We start from the raw sequence: 20,819 nt of genomic DNA, 5'->3' as shown, positions 1-20,819 counted from the left end.
CGTCGAAGGCACACTTGTCACAACAAACTCCTACTTCCATACAACGTTCGCAGCGCTACGCCCGACGCGGGTCACGCCACCAACTGTGTTGCTCGCAACCGCAGACGAATGCGAACCGTAATTTGCGGCGGTCTGGCCGCCTGCCCACTGGAACATCCCCATCGTGATAATCGGAGCGAACGCCGCCATAAGAATCGCGACGATGCCGACGACCCACCCCCATAAGTCGTTTGCCGTCCCGAGCATCGCGTGACTCATCACCAAAATTCCGGCTGCCAACGGCTTCGCCACCACCAGCGCGACCACCGCCTGCAACCATTGCCGCATCCACCCGCGCAACGCCTCCATAGGGAGCGCCATAAACGCCAAAGGCGAAAACCCGATCAGGACCAACAGTGCAAAGTTTCGAAACGCCAACATGAGTCCCAAAATGACCGTTGCCAATAACGTCCCGCCACCACAAATCACAGCGGTAAGTGCAGTCGTGATGGCGGCATCTTCCAAATCTCCGCCCCCCAGGGCCTCCGCCGTCGGCTTAACCGTTACAGAAAACAGCTTGTTCATAGAGTCGGCGACGTCACCACTGCCATCGTTGAGAATGCCAATAGTGAGCGCATCCGTCGCGTTCGTGATGACAATGGTTGCCCAAATTGCCAACATCGTGATGGGCCACGCGGCCATTGCCCATATTCCGGCTGAAATTGCTATCCGCATATCTCCTTGGATAGCCGCCTGCGTCACGCGGATTAGCCCGATAATGACGACAACGATCAGCAAAATCAGGCCCCACTTCGATGCCATTGCCGTCGCGACGTTCCACTCATCCCCGGAAATTGTGCCGCCCGTCCCACCGAATGCACCGGTCATGACTTCCCAGCCGATACGGCTGAACGTGTTCGCGGTTTGTTCGAGAACGTTCGCGAACGCGCTAGAGATATGGCACTGAACGTCGAACGTGCTGCAATCGCCCATTGGTATTCCTCCGCGTTAGAACAGCTTGATATCCGCTGCCCAGGCGATCAGACCCGACGCGCTACCGATAATCGAAGCCCCCACCAGCACCCACAGCAGCACGCTCGTACCAACCTGCGCGGCCATACTCGACTTCGACACCTTGCCCCACACAAGAATGATCGCGGCGACCACAAGCGCGGCCACACTCACCACAACTCCCAGCGTGAGCACACCACCTACGATGTCGCGCACTGTGCTAATGAACGGCAAGTTGTCGTTCGGTGTGACCTTCGGGTCGATAGCCAACACCACTGCACTAGGCCAGTTACCCATATCCCTACGTCCTTCCAAAGTAAAACGGTGAGACCCTTCATGGGTCCCACCGTTTACCGGGCACGCACGCCTAGTTGCTCGAGTTTCTACTCGCTATCAGTACTCGGAGATTCCTCCGGAAACTTGCCAATATCAATGCCTCCAGGGTGCTCCACCACCGGAATGTATTGTGAACCGAACCGGTTAGAGGCCCACAACACCCCCGACGCGAGCGAGCCAGCAATTGACATCGCAACAACAATGCCGATCACACGATTGAACGCGTCACCACGCATATGCGCCAGCTTCTGGAACATACCGACGCAAACCCACACAACAACAGCCCCCACACCGAGCGCTAAACACAGCATGAGTACCGACCCGGCGAGACTACGAAACGGCGCCAAGAACTCTTCCCATGCGTTATCAATGCCGATACGCACACCGCTACGCCCGCCCTCGGCGACGTATTCACTCACCTTCATGTACTTCCTCGATTACTGGATCCCCGATCACGCGGGTCTGTCGAATCGACTTCAGGTTGGTCCCTTCGCCCCACTCGAACTTAATCCCCTCGTAGTCGTAAGTGAGCGTGGCTTTCGTACGACGCTGTGAGCCGTCCTTCAACGTGTCAACAATTTCGATGTGCTGTGTTTCGCGCCCTTTCGGCTCCGGCCACACCCACTTCTTCCGCGTCGTTTCACCTGCCACCACCTGGCGCTGAACGACCGAGTCCTTCAGCTCCTTAAAATCAGGTGCCATAGCCTTCCGTTCAACTAGCTGCGCGAAGTACTCATCACTCACGCACGCGCGCACCTGGTTCAAATACGCCGTTGAGTCATCCGCACTGTGGAAACCCAGCAAGCACCCCGGCGCGTACTCATCCAGTTCGTCAATGCTAGTTTCCATGATTGACCCATACTCATCGCGGTACGGCTCACCCTTCATCGAATACAGCACTTCCGTCGCCTCCGGCTCTGCTTCACTAGCCGCAGAACTCTCACTCGACCCGTTCGTACTCGCGGCGCCACCGGCCACCTTTACACTCAATACGATCGTCAGTACCAAGAACACCAACATGAGCGCAGCAAGCACCCACGTCACGGGATGCCGCACTACCTGATCAAGCGTGGCTTTAGATGATGCTGGGGGAGTCGTCATTAGATAAATCCTTTACGTGATGCTCCAGCCGGATCTAGGGCAATCGCCCACGACAGCGCTCTACGCGGTGCACGGTTCAACCACCATGATGCACGTGAATGGCGCCGCGCCGCAGGCAAAATGGAATCGCGCCACCACTCAGTCGCCCACTCCTCACCGAACGGCTGCCGCCGACGCCGAAGCGCGTCCGGCGCGACTAGCTCCTGTTCAATCAGCGACAATGCCCGATGCCTGTACAGAAATGCACGCACCTCGTCCGTGTCAGACTCCGCTTCCAAGTCAGGCAAATCCCAACGCACCTGCGCACGGTATCCTTCCTCCACCGCTCGCAAGAGCGCAGCGCGCCTTGCCTCACTGCTCACGCCTGCGCCTCAGCATCTCGCCGTTCCCGTTGCCTACGGTGCTCGTCCACCTGCTCAGCTAACTGTCGATTCAACGCCCCAACGCCGCCCTTCAACGGCGCAGTATCCAACACCGCCGCCATAGCCAAAGCCCGATCAAACACCTTCTTCACCGACGCAAACGTTCCGCGCGGCCGGTCGAACCACCTATCCAACGCCTTATCAATAAACGCAAACGACTGCGGCACATAGTTGATCGAACCGGTCCCGACACCCACCTGGTCATCCTTGCGATGCTGCACATTCACCGCCACCGCACTCTCGGGAGAGGCGTCATGCCCGATACGCGCAACGAGACCTACCCGGTCCTCCTCCTCCCACACTTCCAACTGCTCAATACTGATATTCAGGTCTAACTCGATCCCGAACCACTTATGCGAGTCCACGCCCAGCAACCCTTCTAGCCCTGTGCCTCTACGTTCTCGACAATTGCGTCATAGCCCGGATCAGCCAGAAGCTGCAATAAATCATCGGTGCTCGCATCACGTTGATTAATCCACCAATGCGCGCTGTTGATCTTGCGAGCCTTACCCACGACCTCCGAATCGAACGTTGCCGCATCCATCCTCGCTGGAACTAGGTCCGCCTGCGCATTCTCGAGCAGGTCGAAGCGGATACGTGTCGCCCAGTCCACCTGCTTCTGACTACCCTCCAGGCGCATGAGCTGCTGTTCTTCCGCTACACGTGCAGCCACAACCTCATCTGCCGTATCGAGCACTCCCGCTAGGTCCTCGACTGTGGTGTTTTGCGCGTCGATCCAAAATCGCGCGGAATGAATCTTCAGCACCTTCGCCTCGATCTTTTCGGCGTAGTCTTCATCGCTCATACGTCCTGACTCCACCAGTTGGGTATAAGCGTCCGTCAAAATGTCCTGGCGCAACGACTCCGCAAAATCAATCTGCTTATCGGAGCCATTCAACGGCGGCAAACGGTGCTCAGCTGCCCACCGCGCTGCTTCACGCGACTCCTGCTTACGTCGCTGTCCCGCCTTCTTCGCAAAGCACGCCCCACACGTACCTTCCGTTTTCAACCAGTCGATACGTCGTAACCGCTTCGCCAGCGGGACATCCGCCAACGATGCAGTCCCTTCATGCCCGCACCCGAAAATGCCCTCAAATCGGTCCGGAATCGCCATGAACGTGCCCCTTTCAGCAGGTGCGTCGAAACTTAATACGTCACCTACCCATCGTTTCCTAGGCCGACTCACTCAACCTTTCTAGTTGATTCTCGCTACTCGTCTCAGTCCGCCCCTCAGCCAATTTTTGCCATGCTACGACCCGCGCGCGTGTCCACTCCTCGCGGCTGATATGCCCTGCAAGAAACTGCTCTGCCATCCGATCCAACTGCATGACAACCTCGCGCACCCCTGGCGTATCCAACCGTGCGAGTACTAACGCGCCACCGGCAGCCTCGAAGGCCGCCCACTGCTGTTCAAACACGCGCACCGCACGCCGCGCGAACCACCAGCCCACCAACGCGCCCACAAGAACAGTAGCAAGCCACACCCACGTGATCCATGCCGCCATCACTGTCCACGGCGACACCACAATCCACGGGATCATCACCACCGCCGCACCGATCCCGGCACCGATCATCATGCACTCGCTCGTGCCAGAACCGGGCTGCCGTGCCTCCGCCGCAGCCCACCGCACCGACTCAACAATGAACTGCTCAAACGGTATATGTGGCTCCATCACAGTGACCTCAGTGTGCACGGCCTTCCTCTCCCGTCGCACACGACGCCGCTTCGAGGCGCCCCGCTCAACCTGCACCGCGTACCAGCCCCACGGTCGAAGCGTGCGCCCGCGCCGGGCCTTCGGCTCACCGAACAATGGCAACGCGCGCCCGCACCGGTGCTCCTTCGCGTTTGCCTCTAGCTTGCCGGCTCCATGTCGATCACTTTCCATGTCTCATCCTCCTGCAACTCTACGCACACACGGAATCGCTTGAACTGCTGATGCTTTGCTCCCTCCGCATCCTCGGGGAAATCTCCATACCCGACTACCACCGTTCGGCCATTGACCTCCCGCAATTCGAACTCATCAATGCCGAGTTTCATCGGGTCCACATCATCGCCGAACCAGCTCTTCTTGTTCATTCCTCGCAACCTTCCTAGTGGCTTGCCTGTTCTGCGTCAATCAATGCCCATGTCCCATCCGCCTGTCGTTCCAACCGCACGCGTATCTGCATGAACTGTTCTTGCTGAGTTCCTGCCGCCCCCTCGGGGAAATAACGGAACGCCACCAGCGCTACCAACTCGCCCGTTCCAGGATCCTCGTAGGCCACCTCACTCATGCGTATCGGCGACACCCTCATCGGCTGGTCTGGCTGAGCCGTTCGTGGAATTTTCTGGGCGTGCACTGGCGCCTTGAACGTCTTACGAATCAACTCCAAACGCTGCTCGTCCGTCTGTCCACCCGGCTGGGCGTATGTCGTGATGTATGCAAGCTCGAGCTGCTTTGCCAGTTGGGACTCTCGCATCCGGACACTGCTGCCCAACGGCAACTTCGCTTTACTGGGTGCCTGCTCGTAATCGATCCCTTTTACTGTCACAAAGTAGTCGCGAGGGTCATCCCAGTCGTCCTCGTTTGGCTCCACGATGAATGCAATCCAATACTTCCCGGCACGCGAGTTAACAACCGCCCACGACGGCCATCCATCCGAGAACTCAATCTCGCTAATTTGCCCTGCCGACTGTTTCGCAATCTGCCGCGATGACGTACGCAACGTCGCTTTCAATCCCGGTTCTGTCCACTGCTCCAGCGACGCCAGCCATTCATCCTGCTCTAGCGAAGGCTCCGCATAAGCATCTACGAACGCCTGTAATTCCTTACGCGCCTCGTCCTCACTGATGTTCGAAGCCACCTCAACCTCGCCTACTCCCTCGACGTAGGTAGTTTCCATGCTTGGCTCCGTCTGCTCCGGCTCCTCCTGCTCCGTAGGCGAAGCTTCAACCGAAGGTGCCGCACTCGAGGTGGCCGCCCCTTTCGCATCACTCGGCGCTTCGCTTTTGCCACCACCAAATAGCATGACGAGGGCGACGACTAGACCAATCACCCCGACCGCTACAATCCCGGCCACGACGACACTTGGAACACTTTTGCGCTTCATACCTGCCACCTCTACTTCGGTATCCAATTCGCCGGGTTAGCAAGAGCACCATTGACTTCCACACCAAAGTGAAGGTGGCATCCCGTGGAGCGCCCCGTTGTACCCACTGAGCCGATCCTCTGGCCCCGCTTCACTGTTTGCCCTTTTTTCACTGTCCAGGCACTTAGATGGTAGTAGCGCGTGACGACGCCGCCCTCGTGATTCAGTACCACGGCATTACCCGAGGCGCTCCCCTTCGGTCCCGCATGGTCCACCACACCGTCCTGCACCGCATACACCGGCGTCCCGCACGTGTTCCCAAGGTCGATACCCTCATGAAATTTCCTCTTATGCAACGTAGGGTGATTACGGTAGCCGAACGGCGACGTAATCGGTGTTCCTTCCTTCGTTGGATGCCTGAAGCCCGACTGAGCAACCGACCCTGGCACCACCTCCGTTGTTGCTTCCTCCGCCACGTCGAGGCCGTCGCACTCCGTTTGCCCACTAGCCTCAAAGGACACCTCGACGCCACTCACATCTCCGAGCGCATTCATTACTCGGCGCATACGGTTCTCGTGCTTCGCATAAGCGTTCGGGAACGCCGATACCTGCACCGACTGCGCCGCCTTCGTCAAGGGCATAGACTGCCAATTCTTGATGTTCTTCAAGCCAGGAATGTGATAGCCCACCGGCCCCGCAGCCCCCGGCACATTCTCCTTTACCGTGCGCCCCTCAAAAAATACTCGCGCGCTGTAAGCCGGGTCATTAACCTGTTCCAGCGTTCCGTACCAGCCCGGTAGAACCCGCTGCTGAAAGGGACCCGCGTCATGGTTCGAGTCAGGCGTCGTTGCTGTCGGGTCTGCCCCAAGGTCCGACTCTTGCGCAGCGGTCATGAGTGCAATTAACTGGCCGCGCTCACCCATACCCAGCTCTGCACCCACCTTCATAATGACGGCGGCCACCGCAATCTGTTGATCGCTCAAGCCTTCGACTCCAGTTGGAAGTGCCCCCTCCTTTACCGAGACGGCAACCGCGTCACCACTTGGTGCACACGTCGACTCCTGCCTCGCAGTCGACATTCCACCGACAACACCGCTAATCAACCCGATCCCGAGGACGCCGATCAACAGTGCCACCGCAAGAAACAGCACGAACGCGACTCCGGCTGCACCACCGAGCACCTTACGCACCAAACACCAGCCCCAAACTCACTGTTCACCATCCAATTCCACGTCCAGCGCACGCTCGACAACAGCCGCCATCGTGCACCCCTCCTTCGCTGCACGAGCCTCCAACCGAGCAAGAATGCCCGCGTTCAACTGGAAGCGCACCGGAAATGTCTGCTCCGCCTCGCACTCCCGTGCCTTCTCATTGAATGTCTCACCAAAATGTGCGTACTTCTTTGTCATGCCAACAGCCCCAACTCACGCGCAATCGCGTCGTACCCGAACGTTCGTCGAGGTCTTCTCACCGCCTCATCGCGGATACGCACAGCCTTTACCGCTACCTCCTCAAGTAAAGGCGCACCAACCTCCCGCAACCGCTGCACCGCGTCACGAAACGGCACCGTATGAGGCTCCGCCTGCGTCAACAACACACGCGCCTGGCAGCCAATGTTTTGCACTACCTCGAGAGTCTTCACCGTGCGTGCCAGATCATCCGGCGAAGCGCCCGTCGGAATCACCGTGAGGTCACTCGTCTCCACAGCAGCTTGCGAAATATTCGCCGCATTAGGAGAGGTATCCACCAGCACCATGTCGATGCGGCGCGGCACGGGCCGCGCCGCCGACACTTGATTCACCGCGAGCACCTCAAAATTCAGAGGCTCCCGGTTTTCTTCAGCAACCATTGCCCACCGTGTGGCCGACCCTTGTGGATCGGCGTCCCACACCTCGACTGACATACCGGCATCCGACAGCACTGTCGCCAACATCATGGCGGAAGTCGTCTTAGCAACGCCACCCTTAGTATTCGCAATCGTGATCTTCACAAGCACCTCTGAACGGGAAACATAAACGTCATCACCCCCTCACCGAGTCCCGCACCGAAGCCCTGTAAAAGTTCTAAAGCTTCAACCGTGCCAGCTCCACGACGGCCCGCGACTCCGACGTATCCATGCCCACGTACATAGCCGTCGTCTCCGGCTTTTCATGCCCCAACAACTTCTGCACCATTAACAAGTCCTTCGAACCCTGATACGCGCGGGTAGCGAACCTATGACGCAACGTATGAGTAGTCCACGCCCCCGGCAACGCCTCATTCACCAACTCACCGACCCGAATGGGCTGCAAATGCCCACCTCGCGACGAAGGAAACAACCACGGGCAAAACGCCGGAACATCCAGCCATTGACGCGACACCGCAGACATCACCGACTCCGTAAGCGGAACAACCCGACTCTTGCGCCCCTTGCCATGCACGTGCAATGACCACCCAAACAAATCCTTCATAAAGTCGTCACGCTGCACCACAGCAATCTCCATGCGCCTTAAACCCGCCTCAGCCGCTAACATCACCATGCATCGCACACGAGGCTCCGCCTCCACCACCGCCCTGACAATCACCTCATCCGGGCATGGACGCGGCAACCGCCGCTCCACGATCACAGACGGCAACTTCGCCACCGGATTAACCTCCAGCACCCCCTGCGCCTCCAAGAACGCACACCACAACCCCAATGATGTCCGGACACTACGCCGTGTGGCAGCCGACCAGCCATGTGCCCCCAAGTACGCCGCGATGCCCTCGCTACTTAGTCCCTGACCACCCGTTTTCGCACACCATTGCTCGAAACACTCGACGTGGTACACCCGTAGTTTTACGGTCCCCTCTGACCGATTCCCCGCCCGCAAATGATCTACCCATAACGGCAAATACTCACCTACGCTCGTTACCGCCCCTGCCCGCCCCACCGACGCTACCCGGCAAAGCGTTCGTCTCCCCTCAGAAAGACGGTCCAATTCCCCCGTTACCTGGGAACACTCCAGGCTCGTCCCACGGTTGAGGAGGTACGAGGTTTCGGGTTGTACTTTTGTTTCCTTGAGTAATCGCATCTGCCCAGCCAACCAAGCGCCGCTGTATTGCCTCAAGCTCTTCACGTGTCACTTCGTACGCCTCAACTTCCCGAAGATCCACGAATGCAACCTCCCGCAGTCGGTGCGCAAAGTGGTTCCTATCGAATCCCGGGTCGCCTGCCTCTGCCAGTTCAAGCAGCCTCGCACCCTGCCATCCGTGTTCGACCACGGCGGCGACATCCAAGAAGTCACGCGCCTCACCACGCGAGTACAGTGCGAGCACCTTACTGCGCACCGCATCGTCTAACGCAAGCACCTGGCCAACATCGAGCACCGTCGGCGGGTTTTCACGCCAGTCCATCGCCATATCGACCAGGGTTTCTTGTCCGTTGTCAGCTTCAACACGAAGCCGACAAAACTCTTCAAGACGCTGAATAACCTCCACCGTGAAGCCGCGCGCTTCAAGGCCCACCCGCGCGCGGTCAATAGAGTTCTGAAACTCGGGACGAAATTCGTGAGTCGTAAACAAGTCCACGTCCTCCGTCGGACGCGAAATCAGCTCATGTTCACGAATAGCTCCCGACCCAGCAAGGGCAAAACCACCCGTACGACCGATAGCTTCCAAGCACGTGTGGGCAACCTCGAACTGGAGAGCGTGACTAAAGCGCTCCTGCCGCGAGTTCACTGAACCGTTCCTCCCACATGTCCCTCACACGTTGGTCAAGCCGCAACTCTCCCCACGACTCACACAACCTGTCACGGTTTACCAGACCACTAATGTCCTGCATCGTGCCCTCAGCCAACAGCGCTGAGTACGCCATGCGCCGCTCAACACGATCCTCAATGTTCACACCGAAACGATCTGAGAGCCAACGGACGGAAATAGGAAGGTCAACACAGCCGTCATGCGGTCCATGAAGCTCCTCAAGTTTTACTGGAACCGCATACGGTTTCACATCTCGATAGAACACCCGCTCAGTGCTCATCACTAAACCTCCCATCCCGCGTACTGTGCTCGATCCGTTCACGCCTAATGTACAACGCTGTACAGTCCGCGATTCACTTCGATGAGTCGTATGCTTGATCCTGCGCCTATTCAACAAATCTATACGCCGCCCGCACAAGACCCATGCGCAAAAGGAGACCGCCCCTCACCCACACGATGCCAGCCCGCAACGCTGCGGAACCTTGCTACCCCTCAGTCGCGCCCCGCAAACACACACAACACCACCAAGGCCACAGGGAACGCAGCAAGGATGAGCAACACGCGCCCACACACTCTTAACCAGTGGGTCCGGGGTTCGAGTCCCTGATGGCGCACGACACGGAAGCCCCCGCTCGGAAGAGCGGGGGCTTCTTCATTGTTAACGGCAGCCATCCCATCGAAAATGATAGAGATCGGCACACCGAAGTATTCCGCCACCAGTGCCACCTCAGCCGCCTTCCAAGGTGAGTCGCCGCGCAACTTCATAAACACAGAGTTCTGCCCGATGCCAAGCACATCTGCTAGGTCGGCGTTCCTCATGCCGTGGAGTGCTACCAGTGCGCGAGTGGCCGCAGAAATTCGTTCGTCTACCGTTTGCTTTATGATTCCTACCTGATTCAGTGTCAACATACCCTCAGGGTGGGCGCTAACTGCATCGTTACCAATTTGTATTTAAGATGGTGCGAGATTACTAAAAATAGTAGTCCGCTGTCCTTATGACTACTAGTGCTCGAATTGCAGACATCCTGCTCACACAAAAGGGCTACCCCGGACTTTATGACTGGGCAATGGACCAAAGGCGTTCCGTTCGGCCTGCGACCTGGGACGAAGTCGCATTGTCCTTACGAGCCGCGACTGACGAAAAATTAACGTTCGCGGCCAAATGCTTCGCCGATGGGGTGAAGCTGCCGAGCAAGCGCGTGAGTCCGACGAGGGCTCGGCGCAGTAGGCGGTAGCGCGATGACTGACCAAGCGAGGTTTCGGGGAATCTTGGGCGGGCTAGCCGAAGACGGCTGGCACGGCGAAGCAGGTCCTGAGTTCGTGGAGCTCATCGGTGAAGTGCTTTCAGCTAAGTCTTCGACGCTCGAATGCAGTGGGGACTGCGTGAGCGAAGCGGTCTTGGTTGTGGCTGGCTGCGGTGGCGGTGATTTAGGGGTTTTCGCGGCGCGGTTGCTGGCGATGGATAACCCTCTCGGTTACGTGATTACGAGTGTCGCGACGAATCTTGATCGGGCTGCGGTTGAGGACGTGATGGGGGTTGGGTCTCGTCAGGTGGGGCCTGGAGTTGAGGCGGTGACACGGTTTTCGGAGCTGTCGCGTGCTGATGACGGCGACGGTTTTGACCATGTGCTGATGCAGGATGCGTGGGCTCGTGGTGTCGCGGGTGGCTCGGTTGCCACGTTTCAGTGGTGCTCATGGGCATCTGGGGGCGTGGGGATGCGGCGCGGAGTTCTTCGGCTTCGGCTTTCGTGGTGCCGGACTTGTTGCCGGCCTCGGCCTCGGCCTGGCGGACCCAGTTCGTCAGGCAGGAGAAGCTGGTGCCGAAGTCCTCGGCGATGTCCTTCAGGTGGGTGCCGTGCTCACGGTTCAGGGCGACACGGACGACGTCATCGCGGCCAGGTTAGTCGGGAAATAGCCTCGGCGGTATGCGCCTCCACAAAGGGCTATCGCCGCCCGACTACACACCTCGTTTGTTCACGAAATCCAAACCGATCTCCGAGAGCAACACGTTTGACCGACTCCCCATGCTTGGTCCTTAGAACTGGCCCGGAGTTCAGAGGAAGCTCACTTGAGATCTTGACCACACTAGAGTCGGCTGCTAGTTTGACTCAGGGGTGACCAACCGGTGCCTTCCGAAAAAGCCACAGGAGTACAGTAATGACGCAGGACTCCCTGGACTATTCGAAAACCTACATCGCCTTTGATTCAGGGTGCGGGGAATGTAGCGCCATCTCTCACTCACTGGAGCAGGAAACCAACGGCAAACTCCTCGCACGACCTCTTTCCGACCCAGAGGTCGAACAGATCCGCATCAACCACTTCGGCCCAAACCCGCCACACATCCCCGTGGCGATCACGTTCAATCGTACTACCCCAAAGGTATACTTAGGCCCGCGGCTTGTTGCTCTCATGGCCCGCCGCTTTGGCCCGACTACGTCCCTTCTGTTGGCCCGAATTATCGGAGTTCACCGCAATAATGAACATCTAGCATTTACTACTCCTCATGCGGAGCGACGGTTCTTCAGTAGGCGCGCCGCGCTTCAAAGCGCAGCCGGGCTCGCGGCCGTCGCTACCATTGCAACCATCCATACACGGGTTGGCTCAGGGGTGGCGCATGCCCTCGAGCCGAAGCCGCTAAAGTCCAAGACTAGTGGTCTCGACCAGCCCAGCATCGACGAGCTGATGCAAGAGCTTTCGGAAGATAGCAACACAAGAGCTGCCCTCGCCGCACTTGACCTCGACCTGGCAACGAGTCTCCCGCGGAGCACAGCCATCGCTCAGAAGGGATTACGTGGTAAGGAGGCCACCGAGGCCGGGCAGCGTCCCGATGCGCCCGAAGCAATGCAATCGGAGTTCGCCCGGACAAGCTTCAGCGACGGCTCCCACCGGTCCGTCGCAGCCCTCCAGCTTCCCGACTCTCGGTTCCTCGTTTATACAAAAGAGACCGCCGAAGACGGCTCCACCGGAGTCGACGTCGAAATATATAGGTATGACCAGGAAAACGACGCTCTCTCCCTTTCAGCCGCAAGTGTCAATGGTCGCGCGGAAAAGCCAATCCCAGCTGCCCAATTAGCTGCCACGTACGATGCTCACACAGCGAGAGCATCAAAGAAAGATCCTTGTGGCGGTTGCGCGAAGACGAACTATCAGGTGAGTGGATCCTGCCAGTCAAAGAACGTCATGCAGTGTCTGGAGCGAGCAGCAGGATGCGCTACATGCGCGGCACCATGCGCCTCATCTCCCACCGGCGCCGGTATCGCCCTCTGCCTAGCGTGCGCCTTCGCTTCATGCGGTCCCGCGTTGCGAGCATGCTGTTCAGAGTTTGGCGCCCCCAATGTCTGCGTTCCGTGCATGCGCCTTCCCTAACACGACGGCCCGAGAGATAGGAACCGCCATGATGAAAGACCGGTTAATCGGTGCGCTATTCGGCATATGCTTAGGCGTATCGAGTTCCATCGCAGTAAGTGATGCCTTCACTCAACAGACGCATGCTATTTGGTCCAGCATTGGGGCACTCGCAGTCCTTGTCGCGACCGGGGGCTTCGTGTTCAAGGCACGCAGTGCACACTCACAGCCGTCGCCGCCACGAGAGGCAGAACGCGGACCGAACCGCAGCACGCGCACTGCGGCAGAGCCCAACCGGGTCGACTCCTAGGGCCTCGGGCGGCTGAAAACGCCCCCGCGGCGGGTGCGCTGCCGATGCGATCACATTCGGCAGCGCACCCATCAACAGGCAGATGTAGCCGACGCACGAGCACCTCCCAACAACGTATGCACCAGGCTCTTCCTCGGCGCAGGAGTTTAAGCGCGATTTGAAAAGCAATCAGGAGGGACTGCTGCGCGGAAAGGTGACATCTGATCTGGCTTGCCCGCAGGGCGGCCTGGAACGATGTGCCCTATGCCCGCTCCCTACCCTCGAGAGTTCCGCGATGACGTCGTACGGGTGGCCCGGTCCCGTGAGGACGGCGTCACGCTCGCGCAGATCGCGAAGGACTTCGGAATCCACGAGATGGCGCTCCATAAATGGATCCGCCAGGCCGATATCGATGACGGCAACCGCCCCGGGAGGACCCGTGAGGACTCGACGGAACTGCGCGATCTCCGTCGCCGCAACCGGGTGCTGGAGCAGGAGAACGAGGTCCTCCGTCGAGCGGCCGCCTACCTGTCCCAGACGAATTTGCCGGGAAATGGTTCTAACCGCTCGTGAGCGAGCTCGCCGCTGACGGGATCCCCGTCGCGGTGTCCTTGCGGGTCCTGAACCTCTCCCGCCAGCCCTACTACCGCTGGCGAAACCGGCAGGTCACCGCCTCCGAGCTGACCGAGGCCTACCGGGCAAACGCTCTGTTCGACGCCCACCGGGACGATCCCGAGTTCGGATCCAGATTCCTAGTAGGGGAGGGGAGGCCCGCGCCGCGGGCGAAGTGATGTGCGAGAAAACCGCGTGGCGGATCTGCCGAGATAACCAGTGGTGGCCCGTGTTCGGGAAGAAGCGCGGTAAGAACAGGAAACGCCCAGGCCCGAGCGTGCACGACGATCTCGTCCAGCGGGACTTCACCGCAGGTGACGTCAACGAGCTCTGGCTGACCGACATCACCGAGCACTGGACCGACGAGGGCAAGCTCTACCTGTGCGCGATCAAAGACGAGTTCTTCGGGAGGATCGTGGGCTACTCGATCAGCGGCCGGATGAAGGCCCGTCTCGCGGTGAACGCCCTGAACAACGCGGTATCGCGCCGTTCCGATGCTGCTGGGTGCATCGTGCACGCGGACCGAGGATTCCAGTTCCGAGCGCGAAGCTTCGTGCACGCCCTGAACCGCCACCACCTCATCGGGTGGATGGGCAAAGTTGGTGCGGCCGGCGACAACGCAGCGATGGACTCCTTCTTCGCACTCCTGCAGAAAAACGTTCCGGACCGCAAGCGGTGGCGGACCCGCGAAGAACTCCGCATCGCAATCGGCACCTGGATCGAGAGAACGTACCACCCGCGCCGCCGACAAACGCGACTGGGCCGACTGCCCCCATCGAATACGAGACCATCATGAACCAGGCCGTGAGCCTCGCAGCCTGACACCACCATTGTCACCTAATCGTGCAGAAGTTCCCTTTGTCTGTGGGACTGAGTTTTGCGTACCACTCGGACACTTCCATGCTGCAGTGCAGTGTCCACGTCGTGCCATCACCATATTGCCCAAGATATATATCGTCAAAGGTGTAGCGTCACTCAGGCGGTCATCCGCTGCCGCCGGTGAAATCAACCTCGATAAGGTCGCCTGGTTTGGGACTCTTAATCGGTGGGTCCGGGGTTCGAGTCCCTGATGGCGCACAACAGAAGCCCTCGCTCCTCGAGCGGGGGCTTCACTGATATATAGCGACGCAAGGCCGTCGTAGAACGAGGCGATGGGGATACAGAAGTGCTCCGCCATGGTCGCCACTTCCGAGGCCTTCCAAGGCGAATCGCCTCGAAGTTGGCGTAGACGACTCCGTGTGGCAAGCCGAGCACGTCCATCAATTTTTCATTTTGTCGCCATTTAGGGCCACGCGCGCGCGTGCCGCCGACGTCAAAGACGCTGTGTACGCTTTCGACCCGAACGCAAGAAGGCGCCCGCCGATATCGCGATTGATAGCGGTACCGCCGGAAAGATCTCCGTTCCGCGCACGTGACCGGCATGACTGTTCCAGGGGACTCCAACCTCGTCGTCCTAACGCATGTTCTGCCAAACAAGAAGGAATACGACTTCCCGACGACTCCAAGGTCATCATCGAAATCACCACTTACAACGGCAGCCGCAAGGGCCCCGCAGGGTCATTCCCCGCACCGTTAGGCATGGATGCTCGGACAGGAAGTTGCCCGCACAACCGCCGACCCCGCTCACACGAACACCACGGGTGCGGATGGCCAAGTGTTCCTTCCTGGCTCACCCGTGCCTATCCCGGCAACGCCGCCCACGGTGACCAGTTCATTCAAGTCTTGAGGCTGTTCGCTCTCGGATACATATTGACTATCGTTACGTCATTACCGATAATCGTTACATGTCACGAATGGTTGGCCGCGCCAGTGAAGGCGCACTCATAGCACTGCTCCTAGGCTGCCTCCTGCTCCAGATCCTTCTTCCCGAGCTAGCCGAGGCCTTCGGAGGGGCGTACGCGGAGACCGCGCCTCTCACTCTCTCCTACGCGCTTGCGGGAATAGCAGCTCTCTTCTGTCTCGAGTGCGTGCTTGTCATTACTTTTTTCCTCGTGCGGGAACTGCGTGCAAAGCAGCTACTGCCACTGCGAGCTCCAGATTTGCTGCTTGGTATAGGTGCTCTTTTCTGTGGAGTATTCGGAATTCCAGCTTTAGTGCTGCTTCATCTTCTTGCAGTCGTGCAGGTGGGTGGACCAGGGATTGTTCTTCTTCTGCTGGCGAATATAATTTTTGGTGTAGCGTCGGTCTGCTTTACCATCGCCCTGAGGTCCTCTGCACGGTCCTATCTTGTTATGCAATCTGACATGCAAGGTTTAGTCTGATGGCCATCAGAGTCGATTTAGACATTTTGCTAGTCCAGAGGAAAATGACGGTTAAGCAATTGTCGGAGCGTGTAGATATTTCTCCGACAAATCTAAGTGTCCTAAAAAATGGTCACGCTCGGGCCATTAGGTTTTCCACGTTGGCGGCTCTGTGTCAGGCGCTCGAGTGCGAACCAGGAGACATCTTGCGCTTTGACCCAGATCCGCCAACGAATTGAACTGTCTCTACGCATCTCTTACGACCTTCCCGTTTATGGATTGACTCGAGCTTTGCTGTAATGCCGTGTGGTTTTTGGTGCAACCGGATGCAAAGTGCCCCAAATGCTATGTGAAACGACCGGTTCTGGTCTCCAGTCGCCTATGCCGCTGTGAGCACTTGCGTTTGAGCATGATTGTTTCCCTGCGCGTTTATTTCCGCGCGCATGCCAAAACTGCCCTTTGGGAACGCGGCGCACATACCTCTACCCGCAGCGCTTGCTCTCGCAAAGGTGCGGAAACGTGCGACCTGTATAGAGCTCATGTAGATCGTAGATCGGGTGCATTGACACCCATCGTGTGGTTACGAATGCCACCAACGGACGTCTTGCTCAACGTCGATTCCTTCAGCGAGAAGTCGTGAAGTCAGCTCATCGAATTTGCTATCGAGTTTGGCGGCTGTTGACGGCGTTGGTCGGACGAGACCAGTCTCATCCGCGTACGCTTCGCACATCTCTTCAGCCCACTGTGCGAGAGCATTGGCGAGATCGGGAGATATTTGGGAGCGGATGTCTGGATACGGATCGCTGCCGGTTTTGCTGCTAAATATCGGCCAATCCGTGTAGTCCCAACCAAAGCTGATGCGTTCCATATTGGTGCAATTTAGCAGGCGCTGCGGGCAGGCGGAATGGAAGTGATGTTTTTCTTGGTGTCTTGAGAGGTCGCAACAGACTCCTCCGCGATTATTGCGGCTGCGCAGCTACGGCCGCGGCTGAAGAGCTCACCTACAACGCCGCGTCCGGCTGTGGTGTACGGGTTCTGCGCGATGGAGGAGGGCTCAGGGAGTCTTTGTAGCTCGGCAATTCAGTCACCTTCGACCTCGTCATGATCCGTGATGATGAAGGAGCGGAAAACATGAGGGTTCCCCTCGATGTAGGGGAGAGAGCGGCTCCTCGACTCATCCGGCCCGCGACAGTCTTGTTGACGCCATCGAAGGGGTTCGGCTCCGCCAGTGCGCGTCGATCCCGCTCGCGAAGGATATGCACACGGCCAATTACACGGAGGAAAACTACTCGGGTGGGAGAACACCTTAATCAGTGGATCCGGGGTTCGAATCCCTGATGGCGCACGACACGGAAACCCTCGCTCGAAAGAGCGGGGGTTTTGTCGTTCCCTCCCGCATGCGCGCTAAACTGGTGGCGCATGTTCCGGGAACTCGGTGCAATTCCGAACTGGCGGTGAAAGCCCGCTAACCCGGGCGCGTTTCACTCCGTGGGGCGAGCCTTGGGCCTGACCGGTGGAATTCCGGTGCCGACAGTACAGTCTGGATGGGAGGTTCATGCGGGCGAAGCATGCCGCTTTTACGCGCCGTGCTCTCGCAGTTTTCCCTTCTCCCGGATCATCGATTGAGATGAGCGATGCGGGAGGCGAGGACCATGGGCATGAATCAGCCCCCTCACGACGCCGCGCGCGAAAGCGCCCTGCGTGAGGCGTGTGAGCGCGCGCTCGAACAGGCGCGGCGCGGACCCCTCGGTGCCAATCCGCGCGTTGGCGCAGCACTTCTCAGCCCCACCGGGGAGCTCCTTGCTACAGGCTTCCACCGAGGCGCCCGAACCCCGCATGCCGAAGCAGATGCCCTCTTAGCCGCCCGGGAACGTGGCCTCGATGTGCACGGTGCGACCTGCATCGTGACTCTTGAACCGTGCGCCCACGCCGGCCGCACCCCCTCGTGCGCGCGCACTCTCATCGACGCGGGCGTTGCGCATGTGCTCTACGCCGTTCGCGACCCGCACGACATCGCCGCGAACGGGGGTGCTCTTCTTCGCGATGCCGGCATCAACGCCCGTCTGTGGAGTGACGCGTTGCCGGGTAGCGTCGGAGGGGACCTCACTGCCCGCGCAACGGAACTGAACCGCCGCTGGTTCCAAGCCACGCGCGAGTCGCGTCCGTTCGTCACGGCAAAGATCGCCCGCACCCTCGATGGATACGTGGCCGCAGCCGATGGCACGAACGCGTGGATCACCGGAGAGGACGCCCGTGCAGAGGGGCACGCGCTCCGCAGCACCGTGGACGCGATCGCCGTGGGTACGGGCACGGCCCTCGCCGATGACCCCGCACTTACCGCGCGGGATGCGCACGGCACGCTCGCTGCACGCCAACCGCGGCGAGTCGTGATTGGCGAGCGCCCGCTCGAGCCACACTCGCGGCTCGCGAAAGCCACACACGGCCCTGAACACGCACGTCCGCTTCTTTATCGCACGCGAGATCTCCGCGCCGTGTTCGAAAACCTGCGCGCCGAACACGGGGTTGAGCACCTGCTTCTCGAAGGTGGCCCGCGTTTAATCTCCGCGGCGCTCACGCTCGATCTCGTCGACGACCTCTGGATCCACGAGGCCCCGACTTTGCTCGGTGCGGGCACACCTGCGGTCACGGGGCTCGGCATCGGGACCCTCGAGAACCGGCTTGACTTCGACATCGTTCCCGAATCACTCCATGTGAGCGGTTCAGATCTTCTCTTCCACGCGATCCCGCGTGCGCGGCAGCAAACTCCCACGAAAGGCGAGTGAACAATGTTTACAGGAATTATCAGCGCGAAGGGCACCGTGACGGGGCTTGAGAAAGGGGCGGACGACACGGCGCGCCTCACCCTCGCGGCACCGGCACCTCTGCTCGACGGCCTCGCGCTCGGCGGATCTCTCGCCGTGAACGGCGTGTGCCTGACGGCGATTGAAACGCCCGAAACCCAGGGCGAGGAGGCTCGCTTCACCGCGATCGCCATGGGGGAGACCCTCGCGCGCACGAGCCTCGGCGACCTCGCCGTCGGAAGCCGCGTGAATCTCGAGCGCTGCACCGAGGTCGGCGCCCGCCTCGACGGCCACATCGTGCAGGGGCACGTCGACGGCGTGGGAGCCGTTGCCCGCATTGACGATGAGGGGACGTGGCGCCGCATGCGCATCGAGATCCCCGACAACCTTGAAGAGCAGGTCGCCGAAAAGGGCTCGATCACCCTCGATGGTGTTTCGCTCACCGTCACGGCCGTGAATACGCCGGGGGAGAGCCCCGCGTTCGTCGAGGTGGCCCTCATCCCCGAGACGCTCGAGGCTACGACGCTCGGCGAGGCAACCGTCGGAACCCGAGTGAACGTCGAGACCGACGTAATCGCCAAATACACGGCGCGTCTAGTAGCCGTGCGCGCCGCTCGCAAGGAGTGCACGAAATGAGCTTTGCGATTGACCTGACTCCTATGGACGAGGCGCTCGCCCTGCTGGCGCGCGGAGAGATCCTCGTGGTGCTCGACGACGAGAACCGCGAAAACGAAGGCGATCTCATCATGGCCGCCGAGCTCGCGAGCCCCGAGAAGGTCGGTTTCTTTGTGCGGCACAGCTCCGGGTACCTGTGTGCGCCCATGACCACTGAGCGCGCCGCTGCCCTTGAGCTTCCGCTCATGGTTCCGAACAGTGAGGATCCGCTGCGCACCGCCTACACGATTAGCTGCGATGCACGCGCGGTTGAAGCGACAGGTATTTCCGCGGTGGATCGGGCGATCACGGCGCGCACGCTCGCGACCGCAAGCGCGGCAGACCTCATTCGTCCGGGTCACGTCCTTCCCCTTATCGCGAAGGACGGCGGCGTGCGCGAGCGTCCCGGCCACACCGAGGCCGCTGTTGAACTCACGCGGCTTGCAGGCCTGACCCCCGTGGGGCTCATCGGCGAGGTTGTGTACGACGACGGATCGATGATGCACGCGGAAGCCCTCGCGGCGTTCGCTCGCGAGCACGGGCTGGGCATCATCACGATTGAGCAGCTCACGGCGTATCTCGAGGATCGGGACGCCCGCGAGGCGGCCCAGTGAGCGAGGCGCGCGTTCGCGGCACTGAGCCGATTCAGATGCCAACGCCTCACGGCACGTTTGAGGTGCGTGCGTGGCGCGGTCGCGATGCGGAACACGTGAGTCTGCTCGCGCGTGGCGCCGCGTGGCCGGGGGAGGGTTCCGACGCTTCCCAGCCTCCTCTCGTGCGCGTGCACTCCGAATGTGCGACGGGCGATGTTTTCGGCTCGTACCGCTGCGATTGCGGCGAGCAGCTGGAAAAAGCGCTCGAGACGATCCAGCGCGAAGGAGGGGCCGTGATCTACATGCGCGGCCACGAAGGGCGAGGCATCGGTCTATTCGAGAAGATTCGCGCCTACCACCTTCAGGATCTCGGTGACGACACGGTCGAGGCGAATGTCCACCTAGGCCTGCCCGTTGACGCACGCCGCTACGACGATGCGGCGGACATTCTTCGCGCCCTGGGCATGGGGCGCGTGCGTCTCATGACGAATAACCCCGAAAAGGACGGCGCGCTTGCGGGCCTCGGCATCGAGGTTGCCGAGATCGTGCCGAGCGTCATCGCACCGCGCGGGGCAAATAGGCGCTACCTTGAAACCAAACGCGAGAAGATGGCGCATCGCCTCGGCCCCTCGCACGACTAACCCCAC

At 59.8% G+C, this 20,819-nt stretch carries 23 protein-coding genes, 1 pseudogene and 1 riboswitch; of the genes and pseudogenes, 7 read left to right on the top strand and 17 right to left on the bottom strand.

What is annotated here, in order from left to right:
- Positions 1 to 30 precede the first annotated feature (30 nt).
- The 16 genes from DAD186_RS06940 to DAD186_RS06865 all read right to left on the bottom strand — a co-directional run bounded on the left by DAD186_RS06940 (position 31) and on the right by DAD186_RS06865 (position 10,457).
- Positions 31 to 972 (bottom strand): hypothetical protein, encoded by a 942-nt coding sequence (locus DAD186_RS06940; protein ID WP_065248055.1) that lies wholly within the window; start codon positions 970 to 972, stop codon positions 31 to 33.
- A 15-nt stretch (positions 973 to 987) separates the two neighbouring features.
- Positions 988 to 1,287: a hypothetical protein gene (locus DAD186_RS06935; RefSeq protein ID WP_144246003.1), complete on the bottom strand. Its 300-nt coding sequence runs from the start codon at positions 1,285 to 1,287 to the stop codon at positions 988 to 990.
- An 86-nt stretch (positions 1,288 to 1,373) separates the two neighbouring features.
- Positions 1,374 to 1,751 carry a hypothetical protein gene (locus DAD186_RS06930; protein ID WP_065248054.1) on the bottom strand — a complete coding sequence of 126 codons (378 nt, stop codon included), beginning with the start codon at positions 1,749 to 1,751 and terminating at the stop codon, positions 1,374 to 1,376.
- Positions 1,738 to 2,427 carry a hypothetical protein gene (locus tag DAD186_RS06925; protein WP_034373765.1) on the bottom strand — a complete coding sequence of 230 codons (690 nt, stop codon included), beginning with the start codon at positions 2,425 to 2,427 and terminating at the stop codon, positions 1,738 to 1,740. Before DAD186_RS06925 ends, DAD186_RS06930 begins: the two co-directional genes overlap by 14 nt.
- A gap of 358 nt (positions 2,428 to 2,785) precedes the next feature.
- Positions 2,786 to 3,214 (bottom strand): hypothetical protein, encoded by a 429-nt coding sequence (locus tag DAD186_RS06920; protein ID WP_065248053.1) that lies wholly within the window; start codon positions 3,212 to 3,214, stop codon positions 2,786 to 2,788.
- 14 nt (positions 3,215 to 3,228) lie between these two features.
- Complete coding sequence (locus DAD186_RS06915; RefSeq protein WP_065248052.1) at positions 3,229 to 3,963, bottom strand: hypothetical protein; 735 nt, start codon at positions 3,961 to 3,963, stop codon at positions 3,229 to 3,231.
- Between the two features lie 58 nt (positions 3,964 to 4,021).
- The gene (locus DAD186_RS06910; RefSeq protein WP_065248051.1) at positions 4,022 to 4,543 is read right to left on the bottom strand and encodes a hypothetical protein; all 522 of its coding nucleotides are present in this window, start codon (positions 4,541 to 4,543) and stop codon (positions 4,022 to 4,024) included.
- 158 nt (positions 4,544 to 4,701) lie between these two features.
- Positions 4,702 to 4,926 (bottom strand): hypothetical protein, encoded by a 225-nt coding sequence (locus tag DAD186_RS06905; RefSeq protein WP_034373755.1) that lies wholly within the window; start codon positions 4,924 to 4,926, stop codon positions 4,702 to 4,704.
- A gap of 14 nt (positions 4,927 to 4,940) precedes the next feature.
- A complete protein-coding gene (locus DAD186_RS06900; RefSeq protein ID WP_034373752.1) occupies positions 4,941 to 5,939 on the bottom strand; it encodes a hypothetical protein in 999 nt (332 codons plus the stop codon).
- An 11-nt stretch (positions 5,940 to 5,950) separates the two neighbouring features.
- A complete protein-coding gene (locus DAD186_RS06895; RefSeq protein WP_144246001.1) occupies positions 5,951 to 7,108 on the bottom strand; it encodes a M23 family metallopeptidase in 1,158 nt (385 codons plus the stop codon).
- Between the two features lie 18 nt (positions 7,109 to 7,126).
- Positions 7,127 to 7,327: a hypothetical protein gene (locus DAD186_RS06890; protein WP_034373749.1), complete on the bottom strand. Its 201-nt coding sequence runs from the start codon at positions 7,325 to 7,327 to the stop codon at positions 7,127 to 7,129.
- Entirely contained in the window at positions 7,324 to 7,908 is a 585-nt protein-coding gene (locus DAD186_RS06885) for a ParA family protein (RefSeq protein ID WP_052126951.1), read from the bottom strand. Before DAD186_RS06885 ends, DAD186_RS06890 begins: the two co-directional genes overlap by 4 nt.
- A gap of 73 nt (positions 7,909 to 7,981) precedes the next feature.
- Complete coding sequence (locus tag DAD186_RS11230) at positions 7,982 to 8,971, bottom strand: tyrosine-type recombinase/integrase (RefSeq protein WP_081976503.1); 990 nt, start codon at positions 8,969 to 8,971, stop codon at positions 7,982 to 7,984.
- Positions 8,862 to 9,617: a nucleotidyl transferase AbiEii/AbiGii toxin family protein gene (locus DAD186_RS06875; RefSeq protein WP_052126949.1), complete on the bottom strand. Its 756-nt coding sequence runs from the start codon at positions 9,615 to 9,617 to the stop codon at positions 8,862 to 8,864. Before DAD186_RS06875 ends, DAD186_RS11230 begins: the two co-directional genes overlap by 110 nt.
- Complete coding sequence (locus tag DAD186_RS06870; protein ID WP_034373746.1) at positions 9,592 to 9,918, bottom strand: hypothetical protein; 327 nt, start codon at positions 9,916 to 9,918, stop codon at positions 9,592 to 9,594. The genes DAD186_RS06875 and DAD186_RS06870 overlap by 26 nt, the downstream gene beginning before the upstream one ends.
- Positions 9,919 to 10,130: 212 nt before the next feature.
- Positions 10,131 to 10,457, bottom strand: a complete 327-nt coding sequence (locus DAD186_RS06865) for a helix-turn-helix domain-containing protein (RefSeq protein WP_167550766.1) — start codon at positions 10,455 to 10,457, stop codon at positions 10,131 to 10,133.
- A 3,079-nt stretch (positions 10,458 to 13,536) separates the two neighbouring features.
- Between DAD186_RS06865 and DAD186_RS06845 the strand changes: the two are divergent.
- The 3 genes and pseudogenes from DAD186_RS06845 (at position 13,537) to DAD186_RS10640 (ending at position 16,363) form a co-directional block, all read left to right on the top strand.
- Positions 13,537 to 14,706 (top strand): annotated as a pseudogene (locus DAD186_RS06845) (IS3 family transposase).
- A 962-nt stretch (positions 14,707 to 15,668) separates the two neighbouring features.
- Positions 15,669 to 16,145, top strand: a complete 477-nt coding sequence (locus DAD186_RS06840) for a hypothetical protein (protein ID WP_157457107.1) — start codon at positions 15,669 to 15,671, stop codon at positions 16,143 to 16,145.
- Positions 16,145 to 16,363 carry a helix-turn-helix domain-containing protein gene (locus DAD186_RS10640; RefSeq protein ID WP_074299012.1) on the top strand — a complete coding sequence of 73 codons (219 nt, stop codon included), beginning with the start codon at positions 16,145 to 16,147 and terminating at the stop codon, positions 16,361 to 16,363. The genes DAD186_RS06840 and DAD186_RS10640 overlap by 1 nt, the downstream gene beginning before the upstream one ends.
- Positions 16,364 to 16,704: 341 nt before the next feature.
- Here DAD186_RS10640 and DAD186_RS10870 read toward each other — a convergent pair whose 3' ends face one another.
- Positions 16,705 to 16,992: a hypothetical protein gene (locus DAD186_RS10870; RefSeq protein ID WP_150332985.1), complete on the bottom strand. Its 288-nt coding sequence runs from the start codon at positions 16,990 to 16,992 to the stop codon at positions 16,705 to 16,707.
- A gap of 548 nt (positions 16,993 to 17,540) precedes the next feature.
- Positions 17,541 to 17,684, top strand: a riboswitch (FMN riboswitch).
- 98 nt (positions 17,685 to 17,782) lie between these two features.
- Here DAD186_RS10870 and ribD point away from each other — a divergent pair.
- From ribD to DAD186_RS10630, 4 genes are read left to right on the top strand one after another with little or no spacing between them, the layout of a single operon-like run.
- Entirely contained in the window at positions 17,783 to 18,907 is a 1,125-nt protein-coding gene (gene ribD / locus DAD186_RS06835) for a bifunctional diaminohydroxyphosphoribosylaminopyrimidine deaminase/5-amino-6-(5-phosphoribosylamino)uracil reductase RibD (protein ID WP_082991233.1), read from the top strand.
- 3 nt (positions 18,908 to 18,910) lie between these two features.
- Positions 18,911 to 19,561 carry a riboflavin synthase gene (locus tag DAD186_RS06830; protein ID WP_016664929.1) on the top strand — a complete coding sequence of 217 codons (651 nt, stop codon included), beginning with the start codon at positions 18,911 to 18,913 and terminating at the stop codon, positions 19,559 to 19,561.
- Positions 19,558 to 20,193 (top strand): 3,4-dihydroxy-2-butanone-4-phosphate synthase, encoded by a 636-nt coding sequence (ribB, locus tag DAD186_RS10635; RefSeq protein ID WP_082738705.1) that lies wholly within the window; start codon positions 19,558 to 19,560, stop codon positions 20,191 to 20,193. Before DAD186_RS06830 ends, ribB begins: the two co-directional genes overlap by 4 nt.
- Positions 20,190 to 20,813, top strand: coding sequence for a GTP cyclohydrolase II (locus DAD186_RS10630; RefSeq protein WP_082991123.1), 624 nt, complete (start codon positions 20,190 to 20,192; stop codon positions 20,811 to 20,813). Before ribB ends, DAD186_RS10630 begins: the two co-directional genes overlap by 4 nt.
- Positions 20,814 to 20,819: the final 6 nt, after the last annotated feature.

The organism is Dermabacter vaginalis, from assembly GCF_001678905.1.
GTDB lineage: Bacteria > Actinomycetota > Actinomycetes > Actinomycetales > Dermabacteraceae > Dermabacter > Dermabacter vaginalis.
The sequence above is the reverse complement of the archived record's forward strand: the minus strand, read 5'-3'. Positions and strand labels throughout refer to the sequence as shown.

Bases quoted from the DNA above. Each gene is read 5' to 3' on its own strand.
- DAD186_RS06940 (WP_065248055.1), bottom strand. From the start codon at position 972: ATGGGCGATTGCAGCACGTTCGACGTTCAGTGCCATATCTCTAGCGCG.
- DAD186_RS06935 (WP_144246003.1), bottom strand. From the start codon at position 1,287: ATGGGTAACTGGCCTAGTGCAGTGGTGTTGGCTATCGACCCGAAGGTC.
- DAD186_RS06930 (WP_065248054.1), bottom strand. From the start codon at position 1,751: ATGAAGGTGAGTGAATACGTCGCCGAGGGCGGGCGTAGCGGTGTGCGT.
- DAD186_RS06925 (WP_034373765.1), bottom strand. From the start codon at position 2,427: ATGACGACTCCCCCAGCATCATCTAAAGCCACGCTTGATCAGGTAGTG.
- DAD186_RS06915 (WP_065248052.1), bottom strand. From the start codon at position 3,963: ATGGCGATTCCGGACCGATTTGAGGGCATTTTCGGGTGCGGGCATGAA.
- DAD186_RS06905 (WP_034373755.1), bottom strand. From the start codon at position 4,926: ATGAACAAGAAGAGCTGGTTCGGCGATGATGTGGACCCGATGAAACTC.
- DAD186_RS06900 (WP_034373752.1), bottom strand. From the start codon at position 5,939: ATGAAGCGCAAAAGTGTTCCAAGTGTCGTCGTGGCCGGGATTGTAGCG.
- DAD186_RS06890 (WP_034373749.1), bottom strand. From the start codon at position 7,327: ATGACAAAGAAGTACGCACATTTTGGTGAGACATTCAATGAGAAGGCA.
- DAD186_RS11230 (WP_081976503.1), bottom strand. From the start codon at position 8,971: ATGCGATTACTCAAGGAAACAAAAGTACAACCCGAAACCTCGTACCTC.
- DAD186_RS06870 (WP_034373746.1), bottom strand. From the start codon at position 9,918: ATGAGCACTGAGCGGGTGTTCTATCGAGATGTGAAACCGTATGCGGTT.
- DAD186_RS06865 (WP_167550766.1), bottom strand. From the start codon at position 10,457: ATGAGGAACGCCGACCTAGCAGATGTGCTTGGCATCGGGCAGAACTCT.
- DAD186_RS06840 (WP_157457107.1), top strand. From the start codon at position 15,669: ATGTCACGAATGGTTGGCCGCGCCAGTGAAGGCGCACTCATAGCACTG.
- DAD186_RS10640 (WP_074299012.1), top strand. From the start codon at position 16,145: ATGGCCATCAGAGTCGATTTAGACATTTTGCTAGTCCAGAGGAAAATG.
- DAD186_RS10870 (WP_150332985.1), bottom strand. From the start codon at position 16,992: ATGGAACGCATCAGCTTTGGTTGGGACTACACGGATTGGCCGATATTT.
- ribD (WP_082991233.1), top strand. From the start codon at position 17,783: ATGAATCAGCCCCCTCACGACGCCGCGCGCGAAAGCGCCCTGCGTGAG.
- DAD186_RS06830 (WP_016664929.1), top strand. From the start codon at position 18,911: ATGTTTACAGGAATTATCAGCGCGAAGGGCACCGTGACGGGGCTTGAG.
- ribB (WP_082738705.1), top strand. From the start codon at position 19,558: ATGAGCTTTGCGATTGACCTGACTCCTATGGACGAGGCGCTCGCCCTG.